Here is a 16,331-nt window from a genome sequence, read left to right as displayed (position 1 = left end):
GGACGAACTATACAGCCTCTGCTGTACCTTCCAGCAGTGCCGGACTCGTCCGCTGGGCCGGGATCTCGTCCAGCGGCGCGTGCAGCAGCGGGTTCGCCTCCGCCAACAGCGCCCGCGCGCCGCGCAACCCGTCGGCGATGCGGTCACGGCGCGCACGCAGCTCGTCCACCCGGCGCCCGGCCTCGGCCACGATCCGCCGCGCGTGCTCCTCGGCCTCGCGGACCAGCCGATCGGCCCGCGCCCGCGCGGCGGCCTCCTCGGCGGCGATCGCCTCCAGCGACTCGGCCCGGCGCGCGTTCATCGCCAGCTCGAAGTCGACCCGCACCTCCTCGCGCAACGCCGCCGCCCGCTCGTCCAGCTCGCGCCGCCGCTGCTCGGCCTGCCGCGTCGTCGCCAGGAGCCGCTCACCGGCCTCCCGCATCAGGGCTTGGTGCTCGGCCTCGGCCTCCCGCCGCCGGGCGTCGAGTTCGGCGACGAGCCGTTCCGACCGCTCGCGCACCCGCGCCGCGGCCCGTTCGGCGGTGGCCCAGTGGTTCTCCGCGACGGCCCGCGCCCGTTCGGTGATCTCGGCCGCCTCCTCGTGCGCGAGTTCCGCCATCCGCCGCAGCCGCGCGGTGAGCGCGTCCGGGGCGATCGGCGTGCGGGAGATCCGGTCGACGTGCTCGCGCAGCACGCGGATCTCGGCCCGTGCGGTCTCCAGTTGGCGGGCCAGGTCGTCGGCCCGCGCCTCGGCGGCGTCGCGATCCACCGCCAGCACGCGGAGTTCGGCTTCCACGCCCTCGACGTAGTGCCGGACCTGGCCGCGGTCGTACCCGCGCCACGTCACGTCGAAATCGGCCCGCAACGGCACCAGGTCGCCGTCCACCGCCATCACCGCAGCACCTCTCCCCGTGATCGACGTCATGTTCGCGCGGCGGGTGTTGCGCACCGCCCACGATCTTTGTTAGCACTCTGGGGCGAAGAGTGCCATCAGTGGTCCGCCTGCCAGATCGGAGGTCGACTTGAGCAGCCTTCCTGCCACCGCAACGGTTCCGCGCCAGGGCGCCCGCGACCGGCTGCGCGTCGCGCTCGTGGCCCCGCCGTACTTCGACGTGCCGCCCAAGGCTTACGGCGGTGTGGAGGCCGTCGTCGCCGACCTCGCCGACTCCCTTGTCGCCCGCGGTCACTCGGTGACCCTGCTGGGCGCGGGAGAACCCGGCACCAAGGCCGAGTTCGTGCCCGTGTGGGACCGCACGGTCCCCGAACGCCTCGGTGAGCCGTTCCCCGAAGTCGTGCACGCCGCCGCCGTCCGCCGCGAGGTCGAACGGCTGGCCGCGACCTCGGGCCTGGACGTCGTGCACGACCACACCCTCGCCGGGCCGCTCAACGCGCCCGCGTACGCCGCGATGGGCCTGCCGACCGTGGCGACCGTGCACGGTCCCGTGGACACCGACATGCGGCGCTACTACCGGGAACTCGGCGACGACGTCGGTCTCGTCGCGATCAGCGACCGGCAGCGCGCGCTGGCACCCGAGCTGAACTGGGTCGGCACCGTGCACAACGCGCTGCGCCTGGCCGACTGGCCGTTCCGGGCGCGGAAAGAGGACTACGCGCTGTTCCTCGGCCGCTTCCACCCGGACAAGGCGCCGCACCTGGCGCTGGAGGCCGCGCACGCCGCCGGTGTGCCGCTCGTGCTGGCGGGCAAGTGCGCCGAGCCGATCGAGAAGGAGTACTTCGAGGCCGAGGTGCGTCCCCGGCTGACCGAGCGCGACCACGTCTTCGGCGTCGCCGATTCGACCGAGAAGCGCAAGCTGCTGTCCGCCGCACGGTGTCTTCTGTTCCCGATCCGTTGGGAAGAGCCGTTCGGCATGGTGATGATCGAGGCGATGGCCTGCGGCACGCCGGTGGTGGCGCTGCGGGCGGGCGCGGTGCCGGAGGTGGTGGTGGACGGCGTGACCGGGTTGGTCCGGGACGACCCGGAGGAGCTGGTGGCCGCGCTGCACGACGTGCGCGACCTGGACCCGGCCGCCTGCCGGGCGCACGTCGCCGCGCACTTCGACGTCGACGGCCTCGGCGCGGGCTACGAAGCCGCCTACCGCGAGGTCCTCGCCGGTGACGGCTCGCTCACCGCGCTGCGCCGCGACTACGCCGCGCTGGACTCCGCGCTCGACCGGGTCTACGAGCGCAACGTCGACGTGCCCGCGTCCGGGGGCCGCGCGTGATCGCCGAAGGTCCCCCGGAGCCGTTCAACGCGGGCGAACCGGCGTTCGCGGGCGATGTCGGCGGCACCACGACGTTGGTGGAGGGCAGCACGTTCTGCCTCTCGACCGGCACCGGCGACATCGAGCCGGGCACGCCGCACGGGCTGTTCTTCCGCGACGCCCGCGTGCTGTCGCGGTGGCAGCTGCGGCTGGACGGCCGCACGCCGCACCCGCTGTCGGTGTCGCACCCGGAGGCGTTCGCGGCGCGGTTCGTGCTGCGCAGGCCACCGGCCGCGGGCCTGGCCGACAGCACCCTGCTGCTGGTGCGGGAACGGCTGGTCGGCGACGGGATGCGGGAGACGATCACGGTCGACAACCTGGGGCGCGAGGCCACCGCCGTGCGGCTGGAACTGCACGTGGACGCGGACTTCGCCGACCTGTTCGCGGTCAAGGAGGGCCGGGCCGTGCACAGCGGTTCCGACGCCACCGCCGCCGGGCCGGAACTCGTGCTGCGCGACCGCAAGGACGGCTCGCGCGGCGTGTCGTTCACCGCCACCGCCGAACCGGTCGTGGTGCCGGGCGCGTTGAGCTGGCACGTGGTCGTGCCCGCGGGCGGCCGGTGGTCGACCGAGGTGGTCGTGCAGCCGACCGTGTCCGGCCGACCCGTGCAGCCGCAGTTCCACCGCGGCGAGCGGATCGAGGCCAGCGGGCCCGCGCGCAAGATCCGGGCGTGGCGCGCGGCCAGCACGGTCGTCACCGCCAGTGACCCGGTGTTGACCGACGTGTTGCGCCGCACCGAAAGCGACCTGGGCGCGCTCCAGATCCACGACCCGGCACGCGGCGGCCGACCGTTCGTGGCCGCCGGGGCGCCGTGGTTCATGACCCTGTTCGGCCGCGACAGCCTGCTGACCGCGTGGATGGCGCTGCCGCTGGACGTCGGCCTGGCGCTGGGCACGCTGCAGACCCTCGCCGAGACGCAGGGCAAGGTGGTCGACCCGCTGACCGAGGAAGAACCGGGCCGCGTGCTGCACGAACTGCGGCTCGGCCCGGACAGCACGGCCGTGCTGGGCGGCAACCACTACTACGGCACGGTCGACGCCACGCCGCTGTTCGTGATGCTGCTGGCCGAGTGCTGGCGGTGGGGCGCGGACCCCGACGTGGTGCGCTCGCTGCTGCCCGCCGCCGACGCCGCGCTCGCGTGGGTCGACCGGTACGGCGACCGCGACGGCGACGGGTTCGTGGAGTACCGCCGGGCCACCGACCGGGGCCTGGCCAACCAGGGCTGGAAGGACAGCTTCGACGGCGTCAACGACGCCTCCGGCAGGCAGGCCATCCCGTCGATCGCGCTGTGCGAGGTCCAGGGGTACGTGTACGCGGCGTTCCTGGGGCGGGCGGAGCTGGCCGAGGGCTCCGGGGACGAGGCGACCGCCGCGCGCCTGCGTGCCCGCGCCGAGGAGCTGCGGCAGCGGTTCGCGGAGGCGTTCTGGCTGCCGGACAAGGGCTGGTACGCCATCGCGCTCGACGGTCGCAAGCACCCGGTGGACGCGCTGACCAGCAACATCGCCCACTGCCTGTGGACCGGCATCGCGACCGACGAGCACGCGGCCACGGTGATCCGGCGGCTGGCCGAGCCCGACATGGACGCCGGCTACGGCCTGCGCACGCTCGCGTCGTCGATGGGCGCCTACAACCCGATGAGCTACCACAACGGGTCCGTGTGGCCGCACGACACGGCCATCGCGGTGGCCGGGCTGCTGCGCTACGCCCACCTGCCCGGCGCGGTCGACCTCGCGCACCGGCTGGCGGACGGCCTGCTCGACGCCGCGGAGGCGTTCGGCGGCAGGCTGCCCGAGCTGTACTGCGGCTTCTCCCGCGACGACTTCAGCCCGCCGGTGCCCTACCCGACGTCGTGCTCGCCGCAGGCGTGGGCCAGCGCGTCACCGTTGCTGCTGGTCCGCGCGTGCCTCGGACTGGAGCCGCACGTGCCGCGCCGGACGTTGACCACCAGGCCGCACCTGCCGCCGCGGTGGGGTGAGCTGACCCTGTCCGACCTGCGGCTCGGCGACGAGACCGCGCACATCAGCGCGACCGGTGAGAAGGTCGCGGTGTCCGGTCTGCCAGCCGACTGGACCACCTGACGCGGGCTCGTCGCACGCGAGCTGCCTCGACGCCGACGCGATCGGCGAGCACTGCGGGTTTGGTCCCCCGATGGTCTGTGAATCCACTTCTGAACGTCGTATCCGTCCGTCCGCTGCGACGCTTGTCGCAGCGGACGTCCTGCCCGTGCCGTTGTGGAGGATCACCGAGATGAGCCTGGAAAAGCCGTGGAACGACGTGGCGGATCAGTCGCAGCCCGTCGAGCCCGAGCCCGACGCCGGGATCGTGGACGAGGAGGCCGCCGTCGGCCGCGCGCAGCAGGCGCCGGAGCCGCCCGACGTGCCCGAGGCCGACCCGATGGACGTCGCCGACCAGCACCGCATCGTGCCGCTGCCCGACGACGGCCCGGACGACACCTGGTAGCCGGCCAGTCGCTCACCGCCTCGACCAGCCGCTCAGGTGCCGGCGAGGTCGCTCACCGCCTCGATCAGCCGCGTGCCGTCCAGCAGCACGCGGTCGTTGTGGTCGGCGCCGGTGACCTCGACGGACCGCCCGCCGGCCGCCGTCGCCACCGCGCGGCTCTGCTCGGGCGGGACGATCGAGTCGGCCGTGCCGTAGACGACGGTGACCGGCGCGTCGACCCGCGCCACGTGCCGCTCGGTCGGGAACTCGTCGCGCAGCAGCCACCGCACCGGTAGGAACGGGTAGTGGTGGGCGCCGACCGAGGCGAGGTCCGTGAACGGCGAGCGCAGCAGGAGCCCGGCGGGCGGGTGCTCGACCGCGAGTTCCGCGGCCACCGCCGCGCCGAGGCTCTCGCCGAAGTACACCAGCCGCTCGGGCGGCACCCCGGCGTCGCGGACCAGGAAGTCGCGGGCCGCGCGCACGTCCAGCGCCAGCCCGGCCTCGGTCGGGTCGCCGGGGTTGCCGCCGTAGCCGCGGTAGTCGATGAGCAGCACAGACAGGCCCCGTGCGGTGAGCGATCGGGCGAGCGGGACGCGCAGGTGGCGGTTCCCGGCGTTGCCGGGCGCGACCAGCACGGTGGCCCGTGCCGCGTCCACCGGGAAGTGCCAGGCCGCCAACCGCAACCCGTCACCGGTGGTCAGCGTGACGTCCCGCCCACCGCCCAACACCTCACCCGCGGCCGGCAACGGCCCACCGCTGGGCAGGTAGACGAGCTTGCGCTGGAACGCGAACGCCCCACCGAACACCACGCCCACGATGATGGCCGCCACCGCGACCACCGACAACACCCGCCTGCGCACCCGACCATCATCCGGGTCACCGGTCGTCGGTGGCGCCGGTCGGTGCGGGCCGGGTCGATAGGCGCGGCTCGCCACGCCCTGGTCTCCGGGCTCGGCCCGCGCCGATCACCGTGGCCCGCGTGGGTCATCGAGCGGGGGTTGCCCGGTCAGCGCGGTCTCGCCCACAAGCCAGGACGCCGGGCCGGCCAGCGCCGATCGGCTCGCTGTCGGGCGGGACTCGTTCACCCCGAGGTGGTGGGTGCCGGGGTGGTGGTCGTCGTGGAGGACGTGGTCGGGTCCAGGTGTTGGGTGAGCGTCGGTGTCGGCACCGGGTTGGCGGTGGACGTGACCAACGGTTGCGGCTCGTCCTGCGTCGTCACGCCACACCCCGTGACCAGCGCCGAGACCATCACCAGCACCGCCGCGGCCCTCATCGTTCCGCCTCCGGCAGTTCCACCACGAACCGCGCGCCACCACCGGGGCGGTCCTCCACCCGCACGGTGCCGCCGTGCCGCTGCACGTGCTGCGCGACCAGCGCCAACCCGAGCCCGCTGCCGGTGTCCGCACCCCGGCGCCCGGCCCGCGTGCCCCGGTCGAAGCGGTCGAAGATGCGGTCGCGCAGTTCCGGTGGCACGCCCGGCCCGGCGTCGTACACCTCGATCCGCGCCGTGCCGCCGTGCGCGAACACCCCGACCCGCACCACGCCGCCCGCGTGCCGTTCGGCGTTGTCCAGCAGGTTGTCGACGACCCGGTCCAGCCGGCGGCGGTCGCCGAGCACCCGCGGCGGCGGCGAACCGGTGTCCAGCGGCACGGGACCACCGGGCCGGGCCGCGACGACGTTGCCCACCAGTGAGACCAGGTCGATCGTCTCCGACGTCGGGTCCTCGGCCTGCTGGTCGGCCCGCGAGATCTCCAGCAGGTCGACCACCATCCGCGCGAACCGGTCCACTTCGGACGTCAGCAGGTCGAGCGCCTTGCCCGCCGTGCCGGGCACTTCCACCCGGCGGCGGCGCAGCACCTCGGCGGCGTTGACCATGGTCGTCAACGGCGACCGCAGTTCGTGGCTGACGTCGCCCGCGAACCGCGCGTCCCGCCGCACCCGCTGCTCCAGCGCCTCCGCGGTCGCGTTGAACGTCGTGGCCAGCGGTTTCAGGTCGGGGTCGGTCTGGGCAGGCAGCCTGGCTCCCAGGTCGCCGCCCGCGATCCGGGACGCCGCCCGGGTCAGCTCGGTCAACGGCCGCAGCGCCCGCCGGCTCGCCCACGAACCCAGCGCCACGCCCAGCAACCCGCTGATGACCGTGACCGCGACCAGCAGGGCGCTGAGGAACCGGAACGTGCGGTCCAGCTGCACCAGCGGCGCCAGCTCGACGTAGGCGCCGTAGGTCGACTCGATGGGCAGCGTCACGGCCAGCACCGGGATGCCCTCCACCACGAGCCGCTGAGCCGCGGGAGTCCCCTCCCGGCCCAGGTCCACCAGCCGCCGCGGCAGCACCCGCGCGTCCACCTGCCGCCCGCTGGTCAGCACCTGGCCGTCGTGGAACAGCAGGACGGTCGAGTCCGGTCCGGTGGTCAGGCCGGTCAGCAGCCCGGTCAGCCCATCGGACCCGGTGCTCAGTGCCGCGTCGACCAACCGCACGTTGACCTCGGCCTGCCGCACCGCGCTCTGCTCGCGTTGCCGCAGCATGTAGCCGGACGTGAGGTTCCAGACCGCCACGGCCACCGCGCTGGTCAGCAGCACGGAACCCAGCCCCATGGCCAGCGCGACCCGCCAGCGCAACGAGAACCGCGGCATCAGCGATCCCACCGCCGGCCCGCCTGGGGTGACATGGCCACCAGAGTGCCCGACGACGACCACGCCCGCAGCGATCGAAAGCTGATCGCAAGGTTCCGCACGGGCGTTTCAGCGCACCACCCGGCCATGGTCGACAGCAGAATTCCGGCGCACGACCAGGCGCCCGCCGCCGACGCGGTCGGCCCCCTGCTCCGCCGCACCCGACCAGGAAGTCGATACCCGCACTGTGACCGCCATCCCCGGTGACCTCGACGTGTCCGCGCTCGTCCTGATCTGCGACCACTGCGGACGCGCGCACGCCCGGCCGGACGAGGTCGCCGCCAGGTGGCGCGTCCTGTGGGCGCACGCCGTCGCCGCGGGCTGGCACGGCCTCGACCGCCCGGTCGGCCCGCACTTCTGCTTCCGCTGCGCCGACTGACCAGCGCCGACTCACCTCGGGCCACTGCCCGGGGCACCGCGCCGACCGGTGGTCGATACAGTACGGGGGTAGGGTGGGGTCATCGCCCGCTCGCGGGTGACGCCGCTCACCCGGCCCGCCACCCGAGTTGACGTAGGTACCCCCCGGGGGTATGAATATCCCTGACGGGCACGCACCAGGTGGCCGAGGGGAGTGGGACATGAGGGGTTACACGGCAGGCAAGGACGACGTCCTCAAGCGCTTGCGCCGGGTCGAGGGCCAGGTCCGCGGGTTGCAGCGGATGGTGGACGACGACGAGTACTGCATCGACGTCCTCACCCAGATCGCGGCGGCGACGAAGGCCCTGCAGGCGGTCTCCCTCGGCCTGCTCGACGAGCACCTGAAGCACTGCGTGGCCGACGCCCTCGCCCAGGGTGGCGAAGGCGCCGACGCGAAGGTCCGCGAGGCGAGCGAGGCGATCGCGCGCCTCGTGCGCTCCTGACCCGATCGCACCCGATCGCACCCGACCGATCCCGACCGACGAACACAGGAGTTCCCGATGGCCGAGTCCACTTACACCGTCACCGGCATGACCTGCAGCCACTGCGTGGCGTCCGTGACCGAGGAGGTCTCGCAGATCCCCGGTGTGACCGGCGTGGACGTCGACCTGCCGACCGGCGCGGTCAAGGTGACCAGCGCCGCCCCGGTCGACGAGGCGGACGTCCGCGCGGCCGTCGAGGAGGCGGGTTACGCCCTCGCCGGCTGACCCCGAGCACCACACGACCGAGCACCACACGACCGAGAAACAACGGCGACGCAGCCGAACCGGAGCCCGTCACGTGGCGGGCTCCACCAGTCTCGAGGACTGAAGATGAGCACAGCAGCGAAGCTCTCCGCCTACGGTGCGGTACTCGCCCTGGTCGCCGGTGGCGCCTGGGCGGCCGGTAGCGCTGTCGGTCCCTTCGCCGTCGAGGCCGCCCCGGGCGGTCACGACGGCACGTCCGGTGCTGAGGGCACCGGGCACGGGGACGACCACAGCGGCACCGTCGCGGAGACCGCGCCAGACCAGCCCGCGGGGCTGGCGTCGTCCAGGGGCGGCTACACCCTCACGCCCACCGACACGACGCTGACCACGGGAACCGACTACTTCTCCTTCCGCGTCCTGGGCCCGGACGGCGCGGCGGTCACCGCCTTCGACGTCGAGCACGACAAGCGGATGCACCTCATCGCGATCCGGCGCGACACCTCCGGCTTCCGGCACGTCCACCCGGAGATGGCGCCGGACGGCACGTGGACCGTGCCGCTGGACATCCCGGAGGCGGGTTCCTACCGGGTGTTCGCCGACTTCAAGCCGGCGGGTGGCGAGGCGACCACGCTCGGTGTCGACCTCGACGCCGCCGGCCCGTTCGAGCCCCGCACCTTCGCACCGTCGCGGGTGGCCGAGGTCGACGGCTACCGGGTCCGCCTGGACGGCGAGCTGGTGCCGGGCAAGTCGTCGCCGGTGAAGCTCACCGTCACCAAGGACGGCGCGCCGGTCACGGACCTCCAGCCCTACCTGGCGGCGTATGGTCACCTGGTGGCGCTGCGCGAGGGCGACCTGGCCTACCTGCACGTGCACCCCGAGGGCGCTCCCGGTGACGGGAAGACGCAGGCCGGCCCGGAGATCGCGTTCGTGGCGCAGGTGCCGTCAGCCGGTGGCTACCGGCTGTTCCTGGACTTCCAGCACGCCGGGGTCGTGCGCACGGCCGAGTTCACCGTGACCACCGAAGGCGCTCCCGCACGGACGTCGACCGAGGACGGCCACGAGGAAGAAGAGGAGCACGGTCATGGCTGACACGCGGATCGAACTGGCGATCACCGGCATGACCTGCGCCTCGTGCGCCTCGCGGATCGAGCGCAAGCTGAACAAGCTCGACGGCGTCACCGCGACGGTGAACTACGCCACCGAGAAGGCGCGCGTCACGTTCCCCGAGGACGTCGACCCGCAGACGCTGGTGGCGCAGGTCGAGGCGGCCGGCTACCAGGCCGCGCTGCCCGTGGTCGAGCGCGAGCAGGCCGACGCGCCGGCAGAGCAGGACCCGACCGCGGCGCTGCGGCAGCGGCTGATCGTGTCCACCGTCCTGGCCGTGCCCGTGGTCGTGCTGGCGATGGTTCCGGCGTTGCAGTTCACGTACTGGCAGTGGATCTCGCTGACGTTGGCGGCCCCGGTGCTGGTGTGGGGCGCGTGGCCGTTCCACCGGGCCGCGTGGGCGAACCTGCGGCACGGCGCGGCGACGATGGACACGTTGATCTCGATGGGCACGATCGCGGCGTTCGCCTGGTCGCTGTACGCGCTGCTGTTCGGCACGGCGGGCGTGCCGGGGATGACCCACCCGTTCGAGCTGACGATCTCGCGCACTGACGGCGCGGGCGCCATCTACCTGGAAGTCGCGGCCGGCGTCACGGTGTTCATCCTGGCCGGGCGGTACTTCGAGGCGCGGTCCAAGCGGCGGGCCGGTGCGGCGCTGCGGGCGTTGCTGGAGCTGGGTGCGAAGGACGTCGCCGTGCTGCGTGACGGCCGTGAGGTCCGCATCCCGGTCGGTGACCTGGCCGTGGGTGACCGGTTCGTGGTGCGGCCGGGGGAGAAGATCGCCACGGACGGCGTGGTGGCCGAGGGCAGCTCGGCGGTCGACGCGAGCATGCTGACCGGCGAGTCCGTGCCGGTCGAGGTCGGTCCCGGTGACGCGGTGGTCGGCGCGACCGTCAACGCGGGCGGCCGGCTGGTGGTCCGGGCGACCCGGATCGGCGGCGACACCCAGCTGGCGCAGATGGCCAGGCTGGTCGAGGACGCGCAGAACGGCAAGGCCGAGGCGCAGCGCCTGGCCGACCGGATCTCGGCGGTCTTCGTGCCGGTCGTGATCGCCCTCGCGGTGGGCACGCTGGCGTTCTGGCTGGGTGCCGGCGGTGGTGCGTCGGCGGCGTTCACGGCGGCGGTCGCGGTGCTGATCATCGCCTGCCCGTGCGCGCTGGGCCTGGCCACGCCCACGGCGCTCCTGGTCGGCACCGGTCGTGGCGCGCAGCTCGGGATCCTGATCAAGGGGCCGGAGGTGCTGGAGTCGACCCGCCGGGTGGACACGGTGGTGCTGGACAAGACCGGCACCGTCACCACCGGCCGGATGAGCCTGGTCTCCGTGCACACCGCGTCCGGTATCGGGGAGGACGAGGTGCTGCGCCTTGCCGGGGCGCTGGAGCACGCCTCCGAGCACCCGATCGCCAAGGCCGTCGCCAGTGGTGCGGCGGAGCGGGTCGGCGACCTGCCCGAGGTCGAGGGCTTCCAGAACCTGGAGGGCCTGGGCGTGCAGGGCGTGGTCGACGGGCACGCGGTCATCGTCGGCCGGGAGCGGCTGCTGGCCGAGTGGAGCGTGCACCTGGACGGCGCGTTGGCCGAGGCGAAGCGGGCGGCCGAGGAGAAGGGGCGCACCGCGGTCCTGGTCGCGTGGGACGGCGAAGCGCGCGCGGTCCTGGTGGTGGCTGACACGGTGAAGCCGACGTCGGCGGAGGCGGTTCGGCAGCTGCGTTCGCTCGGGTTGACGCCGGTGCTGTTGACCGGTGACAACGAGGCGGCGGCTCGTGCGGTCGCGGCCGAGGTCGGCATCACCGAGGTCGTCGCCGAGGTGCTGCCCGAGGACAAGGTCGACGTCGTCGCCCGGCTCCAGGCCGAGGGCAAGGTCGTGGCGATGGTCGGTGACGGCGTGAACGACGCGGCGGCGCTGGCCAAGGCCGACCTGGGTCTGGCCATGGGCACCGGCACCGATGCGGCGATCGAGGCCAGTGACCTGACGCTCGTGCGGGGCGACCTGCTCGCGGCGGCGGACGCGATCCGGTTGGCGAGGCGGACGTTGGGCACCATCAAGGGCAACCTGTTCTGGGCGTTCGCCTACAACGTGGCCGCCCTGCCGCTCGCGGCGGCCGGGTTGCTGAACCCGATGATCGCCGGTGCGGCGATGGCGTTCTCGTCGGTGTTCGTGGTGTCGAACAGCCTGCGGTTGCGGGGGTTCCGCAGCACGGCTGCGGTGGCCGGGGATCGGGCCGGTGCGGTGGAGTCCACCGAGGACAAGGTTCCGGCCGCCGTTTCCTGACGACGCGTGCGTGATGTGGCCCGGGGTGGCGATCGCCCCGGGCCATCGCGCTGTCCGCTGTCCGAGCAACGGTCGGAAGATCAAAGGGAGCCGGATCAGGTCGGCCCGAGTGCCGAGGTCGACTCGCGCACCACAAGGCGGCACGGTTGGCGGATCACGCCTGAGGGGCGACGGCCGTCCAGGGCGTCGAACAGGTAGCGTGCCGCCGTCGTGCCCAACAGCTCCAGGTCGAGGTCCACTGTGGTCAGTGGCGGACGGCAGTCGGCGGCGAACTCCTCCCAGTTGTCGTAGCCGACGATCGCCACGTCCTCCGGGATCCGCTTGCCCAGGCGGGACAGGGTGTCCGCGACGCCGGTCGCGATCTGGTCGTTGCCGCAGAACACCGCGTCGATGTCGGGATCGGTGGCCAGCAGGACCCGGGCCGCGTGCCTGCCCCAGCGCTGCGACCACTCGCCGTACAGCGGCGCGCCGCCCGCCAGGTCCAGCCCGTGCTCGGCCAGCACCCGGTGCAGCGCGGTCACCCGGTCGCGGGCGGCGCGGTAGGTCCGCGGGCCGGTGATGTGGCCGATCCGCTTGCGCTGCAACGACACCAGGTGCTCGACGGCGAGCCGGGCGCCGCCCTCGTCGTCGGCGATCACGGACAGGTCCCGCGGGTCGCTCGACTCGCAGTAGACGTAGACGACCGGCACGGGGATGTCGCGGGTCAGCGAGGGCCGGATGTCGTTGTCGTCGCCCAGGATGATGAACCCGTCGACCTGCCTGGCCAGCAACGTGCTGATGTAGTGCCTGCGCCGGATCGCGTCACCGCGCGCGTCGCACAGCAGCACCGACATCTGCTCGTTGGCCAGGGCGTTCTCCACGCCGAGCAGGATCGGGATGGCGAACCGGCCGCCGAGCTCGTCGGTGAGCAGGCCGATGGTCCGGGTCCGCCCGGAGATCAGGCCGCGGGCCAGGGCGTTGGGCTGGAACGACAGTTCGGCGGCGGCGCGCAGCACGCGTTCGCGGGTGGCGGGCGCGACCTCGTCCCGGGCGTTGATCGCCTTGGACGCGGTGGAGATCGAGACACCGGCCAGCTTCGCCACGTCGCTGAGGGTCACCGCGTCGGACCGCCGCCTGCCCATTCGAAAGCCTTTCGAAAAGTTTGTCGAACGCCGATTCGATTGTAGGCCCTCTTCAAGAGCGTGAACCGCCATGGTGAACGACCGTTGTCGGGTGCCACAAGGACGATTGCCGAAAAGGTTTTCGACTGCCACAGTGCTGAGCGAGGCACACGGACCGCGGGAGGTTGGGATGACAGTGACGTCGCCGGACACCACGGCGGTCGGGGGACGTCCCGTCGTGCCGTCGCGGGGCGGGCTGCGCCCGCTGGGCCAGCGGGAGGTCCGGATCACCGGCGGTTTCTGGCGGGCCCGCCAGGACGTCAACGCCACCGCCACCCTGCCGCACGCCCGGTCGTGGATGGACCGGCTGGGCTGGACCGCGAACTTCGCCGGGCCCGACGCCACGTCGGCGCGGCGCCGCGGCCGCGAGTTCACCGACTCCGAGGTCTACAAGCTGCTGGAGGCGATGTCCTGGGAGGTCGGCCGCGGCGCCACCGCGCCGGAGGAGCTGGAAGCTCAGATCGTCGAGCTGACGAGCGTGATCGCGGCGGCCCAGGCGCCGGACGGCTACCTGCACACCGCGTTCGGCCGTCCCGGTCAACCCGACCGGTACAGCGACCTGCTGTGGGGCCACGAGCTGTACTGCACCGGGCACCTGCTCCAGGCCGCCGTCGCCCGGGCCCGCACGTGCGGCGGTGACGACGACCCGCTGCTGGCGGTGGCCCGTCGTGCCGCGGACCACGTCTGCGAGGCGTTCGGCCCCAACGGCACGCCCGGTGTCTGCGGCCACCCGGAGATCGAGCTGGGCCTGGTGGAGCTGGCCCGCGTCACGGGGGAGCGGCGCTACCTGGACCAGGCCGCGCTGTTCGTCGAACGGCGTGGTCACCGGACGTTGCCGCGCCACCACTTCGGCTGGTCGTACTTCAGCGACGACGAGCCGGTGCGGGAGTCCGCCGTGCTGCACGGGCACGCGGTGCGCGCGCTCTACCTCGCCGCCGGTGCGGTGGACGTCGCGGTCGAGACCGGTGACGACGAGCTGCTGCGGACGGTCGCGGCCCAGTTCGACCGGACGTGGGCACGCCGCACGTACCTCACCGGCGGCATGGGCTCGCGGCACGCCGACGAGGCGTTCGGCGACGATTTCGTGCTGCCCGCCGACCGGGCCTACTCCGAGACGTGCGCCGGGGTGGCCGCGATCATGCTGGCCTGGCGGCTGCTGCTGGCGACCGGCGACGGGCGCTACGACGAGGTGATCGAGCGGATCCTCTACAACGTGGTCGCGACCGCCATCGGCGACGACGGCCGGTCGTTCTTCTACGCGCACACCCTGCACCAGCGCACGCCCACCGCCGCGTCGGCGCACGACGAGGAGCAGCTGGGGTTCGGCGGCGGGCCGAGGGCGCCGTGGTTCGAGGTGTCGTGCTGCCTGCCGAACGCGGCACGCCTGCTGGCCTCCCTGTCGTGCTACCTCGTCACGGCCGACGACACGGGCCTGCGCCTGCACCAGTACGCCGACGCCGAGGTCGCCACCCGGCTGGCGGACGGGCGTGAGGTGGGGTTGCGGGTGCGCACCGGCCTGCCCGACGACGGCACGGTGACCGTGCGCGTGACCAAGACCGACGACCAGCCGTGGTCGATCACGCTGCGGGTGCCGCAGTGGGCGGCGGGCGCGGAACTGGTCACCACCCACGGCCGCCGGCACGTGCCGGTCGGCGACATCGTCGTGTACCGGACGTTCGCGGTCGGCGAGGAGATCCGGCTGGAACTGCCCACCCGGCCCCGCTTCACCGCACCCGACCCGAGGGTCGACGCGACGCGCGGCTGCGTGGCCGTGGAACGCGGGCCGCTGGTGTACTGCGCCGAGTCCACCGGGGAGCACGACCTCGACACCCTGCGCGTGGACGCCGCCGTGCCGCCGGTCGACGCGGCGGCGGGCGTCGAGGTCCGCGCCCGGTTCGACGTGCCGGACGCGGACGGCTGGCCCTACGGCCCACCGCGGCCCGACGACGGCACCACCCGGGCCACCACACCGCTGAACCTCGTGCCGTACCACCGCTGGGCCCGCGGCGGCCCGTCGACCATGCGGGTCTGGCTGCCCGGCACCTGACCCGCTCCGACCGTGCTCAAAGGAGAGACCGGTGAGAACCAGAGGGTTTCGTGCAGTCTCCGCCGTGGCGGCGGGTGTGCTGGTGCTGGCGGCCTGCGGCGGACAGGAGCCGGAGGCCGCGGACGACGGCGCGGTGCTGACGCTGTGGACCCGTGCCGCGACCGAGTCGGTGTCCAAGGCCTACGCCGACGCCTACAACGCCACCCACCGCAACAAGGTGGAGGTGACCGCCTACCCGAACGAGGAGTACCCGGCCAAGCTCGCGTCGGCGGCGGGCGCGAAGTCGCTGCCCGACCTGTTCGCGGCCGATGTGGTGTTCGCGCCCCAGTACGCCTCCCAGGGCCTGTGGGCCGACGTCACCGACCGGCTCGCCGCGCTGCCGGTCAAGGACCGGCTCGCGCCGTCGCACCTCGGGGCGGGCACGTGGGAGGGCGCCAACTACGCGTTGCCGCACACGATCGACCTGTCCGTGCTGCTGTACAACAAGGACCTGTACGCCAAGGCGGGCCTGGACCCGGAACAGCCGCCGCGCACGCTGCGCGAGTTCGCCGACCACGCCCGCGCGGTCGACCGGCTCGGCGGTGACGTCAACGGCACGTACTTCGGCGGCAACTGCGGCGGCTGCGTCGAGTTCACGTTGTGGCCATCGGTGTGGGCCGCGAACGGCGACGTGCTCGACCCCGAGGGTGAGGAGGCGCGGGTCGACTCACCGGAGATGGCGGACGTGTTCGCCCTCTACCGCTCGCTGTACGAGGAAGGGGTGGCCGCGCCCGCGTCGAAGGACGAGGCCGGCCCGACCTGGCTGGGCGCGTTGCAGAGCGGGAACGTGGGCATCGCGCCCGCGCCATCGGTCTGGCTGGACGCGTTGGAGCAACAGGGCTTGGAGCTGGGCGTGGCCCCGATCAGCGGCCTGGCGGGCGGCGAGTCCACCTTCGTCGGCGGTGACGCGCTGGGCATCGGCGCGACCACGGAGAAGGTCGAGCAGGCGTGGGACTTCCTGTCCTGGACCACGTCGGACGAGGCGCAGGTCGAGGTCGTGGCCAAGAACAAGGGCGTGCCGACGCGCACCGACCTGGCGGACAACAAGTACTCGGCGGCCGACCCGCGCACGGTGCTGATCAACGGTCTGGTGGCCAAGGGCCGCACGCCGTACGCGCGCAACTTCAACGTCTCGTTCAACGACCCGCAGAGCCCGTGGTTGCAGACCGTGCGCGGCGCGTTGTTCGGTGACGCGGGCCGGGCGTTGGCCGACGGCAACACCGCCATCACCAAGTCGCTCCAGCAGGGCTGAGCAGCCAC

The 16,331-nt window shown here is 73.3% G+C and carries 15 protein-coding genes; 10 read left to right on the top strand and 5 right to left on the bottom strand.

Going from position 1 to position 16,331, the window contains the following annotated elements; translation table 11 throughout:
- Positions 1-7: 7 nt before the first annotated feature.
- A complete protein-coding gene (locus tag B0I31_RS29360; RefSeq protein WP_146173983.1) occupies positions 8-928 on the bottom strand; it encodes a coiled-coil domain-containing protein in 921 nt (306 codons plus the stop codon).
- Between the two features lie 73 nt (positions 929-1,001).
- Between B0I31_RS29360 and B0I31_RS29355 the strand changes: the two genes are divergently transcribed.
- From B0I31_RS29355 to B0I31_RS29345, 3 genes are all read left to right on the top strand, one after another.
- Complete coding sequence (locus B0I31_RS29355; protein ID WP_106618628.1) at positions 1,002-2,201, top strand: glycosyltransferase family 4 protein; 1,200 nt, start codon at positions 1,002-1,004, stop codon at positions 2,199-2,201.
- Positions 2,198-4,318 (top strand): amylo-alpha-1,6-glucosidase, encoded by a 2,121-nt coding sequence (locus B0I31_RS29350; RefSeq protein ID WP_245950531.1) that lies wholly within the window; start codon positions 2,198-2,200, stop codon positions 4,316-4,318. Before B0I31_RS29355 ends, B0I31_RS29350 begins: the two co-directional genes overlap by 4 nt.
- A gap of 169 nt (positions 4,319-4,487) precedes the next feature.
- Positions 4,488-4,700: a hypothetical protein gene (locus B0I31_RS29345; protein ID WP_146173982.1), complete on the top strand. Its 213-nt coding sequence runs from the start codon at positions 4,488-4,490 to the stop codon at positions 4,698-4,700.
- A gap of 32 nt (positions 4,701-4,732) precedes the next feature.
- Here the strand turns inward: B0I31_RS29345 and B0I31_RS29340 are convergent, their stop codons facing one another.
- The 3 genes from B0I31_RS29340 to B0I31_RS29330 all read right to left on the bottom strand — a co-directional run bounded on the left by B0I31_RS29340 (position 4,733) and on the right by B0I31_RS29330 (position 7,310).
- Positions 4,733-5,539, bottom strand: coding sequence for an alpha/beta hydrolase (locus B0I31_RS29340; protein WP_219910851.1), 807 nt, complete (start codon positions 5,537-5,539; stop codon positions 4,733-4,735).
- Between the two features lie 221 nt (positions 5,540-5,760).
- Positions 5,761-5,952, bottom strand: coding sequence for a hypothetical protein (locus B0I31_RS29335; RefSeq protein ID WP_106618626.1), 192 nt, complete (start codon positions 5,950-5,952; stop codon positions 5,761-5,763).
- A complete protein-coding gene (locus B0I31_RS29330) occupies positions 5,949-7,310 on the bottom strand; it encodes a HAMP domain-containing sensor histidine kinase (protein WP_106618625.1) in 1,362 nt (453 codons plus the stop codon). The genes B0I31_RS29335 and B0I31_RS29330 overlap by 4 nt, the downstream gene beginning before the upstream one ends.
- Before the next feature lie 226 nt (positions 7,311-7,536).
- Here B0I31_RS29330 and B0I31_RS29325 point away from each other — a divergent pair, with 226 nt between their 5' ends.
- The 5 genes from B0I31_RS29325 to B0I31_RS29305 all read left to right on the top strand — a co-directional run bounded on the left by B0I31_RS29325 (position 7,537) and on the right by B0I31_RS29305 (position 11,825).
- Positions 7,537-7,728, top strand: a complete 192-nt coding sequence (locus B0I31_RS29325; protein ID WP_106618624.1) for a hypothetical protein — start codon at positions 7,537-7,539, stop codon at positions 7,726-7,728.
- Positions 7,729-7,927: 199 nt separating this feature from the next.
- Positions 7,928-8,209, top strand: coding sequence for a metal-sensitive transcriptional regulator (locus B0I31_RS29320; protein WP_073900036.1), 282 nt, complete (start codon positions 7,928-7,930; stop codon positions 8,207-8,209).
- A 57-nt stretch (positions 8,210-8,266) separates the two neighbouring features.
- Positions 8,267-8,473 (top strand): heavy-metal-associated domain-containing protein, encoded by a 207-nt coding sequence (locus tag B0I31_RS29315; RefSeq protein WP_106618623.1) that lies wholly within the window; start codon positions 8,267-8,269, stop codon positions 8,471-8,473.
- 105 nt (positions 8,474-8,578) lie between these two features.
- Positions 8,579-9,541: a hypothetical protein gene (locus B0I31_RS29310; protein ID WP_106618622.1), complete on the top strand. Its 963-nt coding sequence runs from the start codon at positions 8,579-8,581 to the stop codon at positions 9,539-9,541.
- Positions 9,534-11,825 (top strand): heavy metal translocating P-type ATPase, encoded by a 2,292-nt coding sequence (locus B0I31_RS29305; protein WP_106618621.1) that lies wholly within the window; start codon positions 9,534-9,536, stop codon positions 11,823-11,825. Before B0I31_RS29310 ends, B0I31_RS29305 begins: the two co-directional genes overlap by 8 nt.
- Before the next feature lie 95 nt (positions 11,826-11,920).
- On the opposite strand, the gene B0I31_RS29300 is transcribed toward B0I31_RS29305, so the two are convergent.
- The gene (locus B0I31_RS29300) at positions 11,921-12,946 is read right to left on the bottom strand and encodes a LacI family DNA-binding transcriptional regulator (protein ID WP_106618620.1); all 1,026 of its coding nucleotides are present in this window, start codon (positions 12,944-12,946) and stop codon (positions 11,921-11,923) included.
- Between the two features lie 169 nt (positions 12,947-13,115).
- Between B0I31_RS29300 and B0I31_RS29295 the strand changes: the two genes are divergently transcribed.
- Positions 13,116-15,032: a glycoside hydrolase family 127 protein gene (locus B0I31_RS29295; RefSeq protein WP_106618619.1), complete on the top strand. Its 1,917-nt coding sequence runs from the start codon at positions 13,116-13,118 to the stop codon at positions 15,030-15,032.
- A 64-nt stretch (positions 15,033-15,096) separates the two neighbouring features.
- Positions 15,097-16,323 carry an ABC transporter substrate-binding protein gene (locus B0I31_RS29290; protein WP_106618618.1) on the top strand — a complete coding sequence of 409 codons (1,227 nt, stop codon included), beginning with the start codon at positions 15,097-15,099 and terminating at the stop codon, positions 16,321-16,323.
- The last annotated feature ends 8 nt before the right edge of the window (positions 16,324-16,331 follow it).

The sequence above is a fragment of the Saccharothrix carnea genome, assembly GCF_003014735.1.
Taxonomy (GTDB): Bacteria; Actinomycetota; Actinomycetes; order Mycobacteriales; family Pseudonocardiaceae; genus Actinosynnema; species Actinosynnema carneum.
The sequence above is the reverse complement of the archived record's forward strand: the minus strand, read 5'-3'. Positions and strand labels throughout refer to the sequence as shown.

Excerpts from the sequence above, each read along its gene's own strand:
- B0I31_RS29345 (WP_146173982.1), top strand. The coding sequence starts at position 4,488 with ATGAGCCTGGAAAAGCCGTGGAACGACGTGGCGGATCAGTCGCAGCCC.
- B0I31_RS29335 (WP_106618626.1), bottom strand. The coding sequence starts at position 5,952 with ATGAGGGCCGCGGCGGTGCTGGTGATGGTCTCGGCGCTGGTCACGGGG.
- B0I31_RS29330 (WP_106618625.1), bottom strand. The coding sequence starts at position 7,310 with ATGCCGCGGTTCTCGTTGCGCTGGCGGGTCGCGCTGGCCATGGGGCTG.
- B0I31_RS29320 (WP_073900036.1), top strand. The coding sequence starts at position 7,928 with ATGAGGGGTTACACGGCAGGCAAGGACGACGTCCTCAAGCGCTTGCGC.
- B0I31_RS29315 (WP_106618623.1), top strand. The coding sequence starts at position 8,267 with ATGGCCGAGTCCACTTACACCGTCACCGGCATGACCTGCAGCCACTGC.
- B0I31_RS29310 (WP_106618622.1), top strand. The coding sequence starts at position 8,579 with ATGAGCACAGCAGCGAAGCTCTCCGCCTACGGTGCGGTACTCGCCCTG.
- B0I31_RS29305 (WP_106618621.1), top strand. The coding sequence starts at position 9,534 with ATGGCTGACACGCGGATCGAACTGGCGATCACCGGCATGACCTGCGCC.
- B0I31_RS29300 (WP_106618620.1), bottom strand. The coding sequence starts at position 12,946 with ATGGGCAGGCGGCGGTCCGACGCGGTGACCCTCAGCGACGTGGCGAAG.
- B0I31_RS29295 (WP_106618619.1), top strand. The coding sequence starts at position 13,116 with ATGACAGTGACGTCGCCGGACACCACGGCGGTCGGGGGACGTCCCGTC.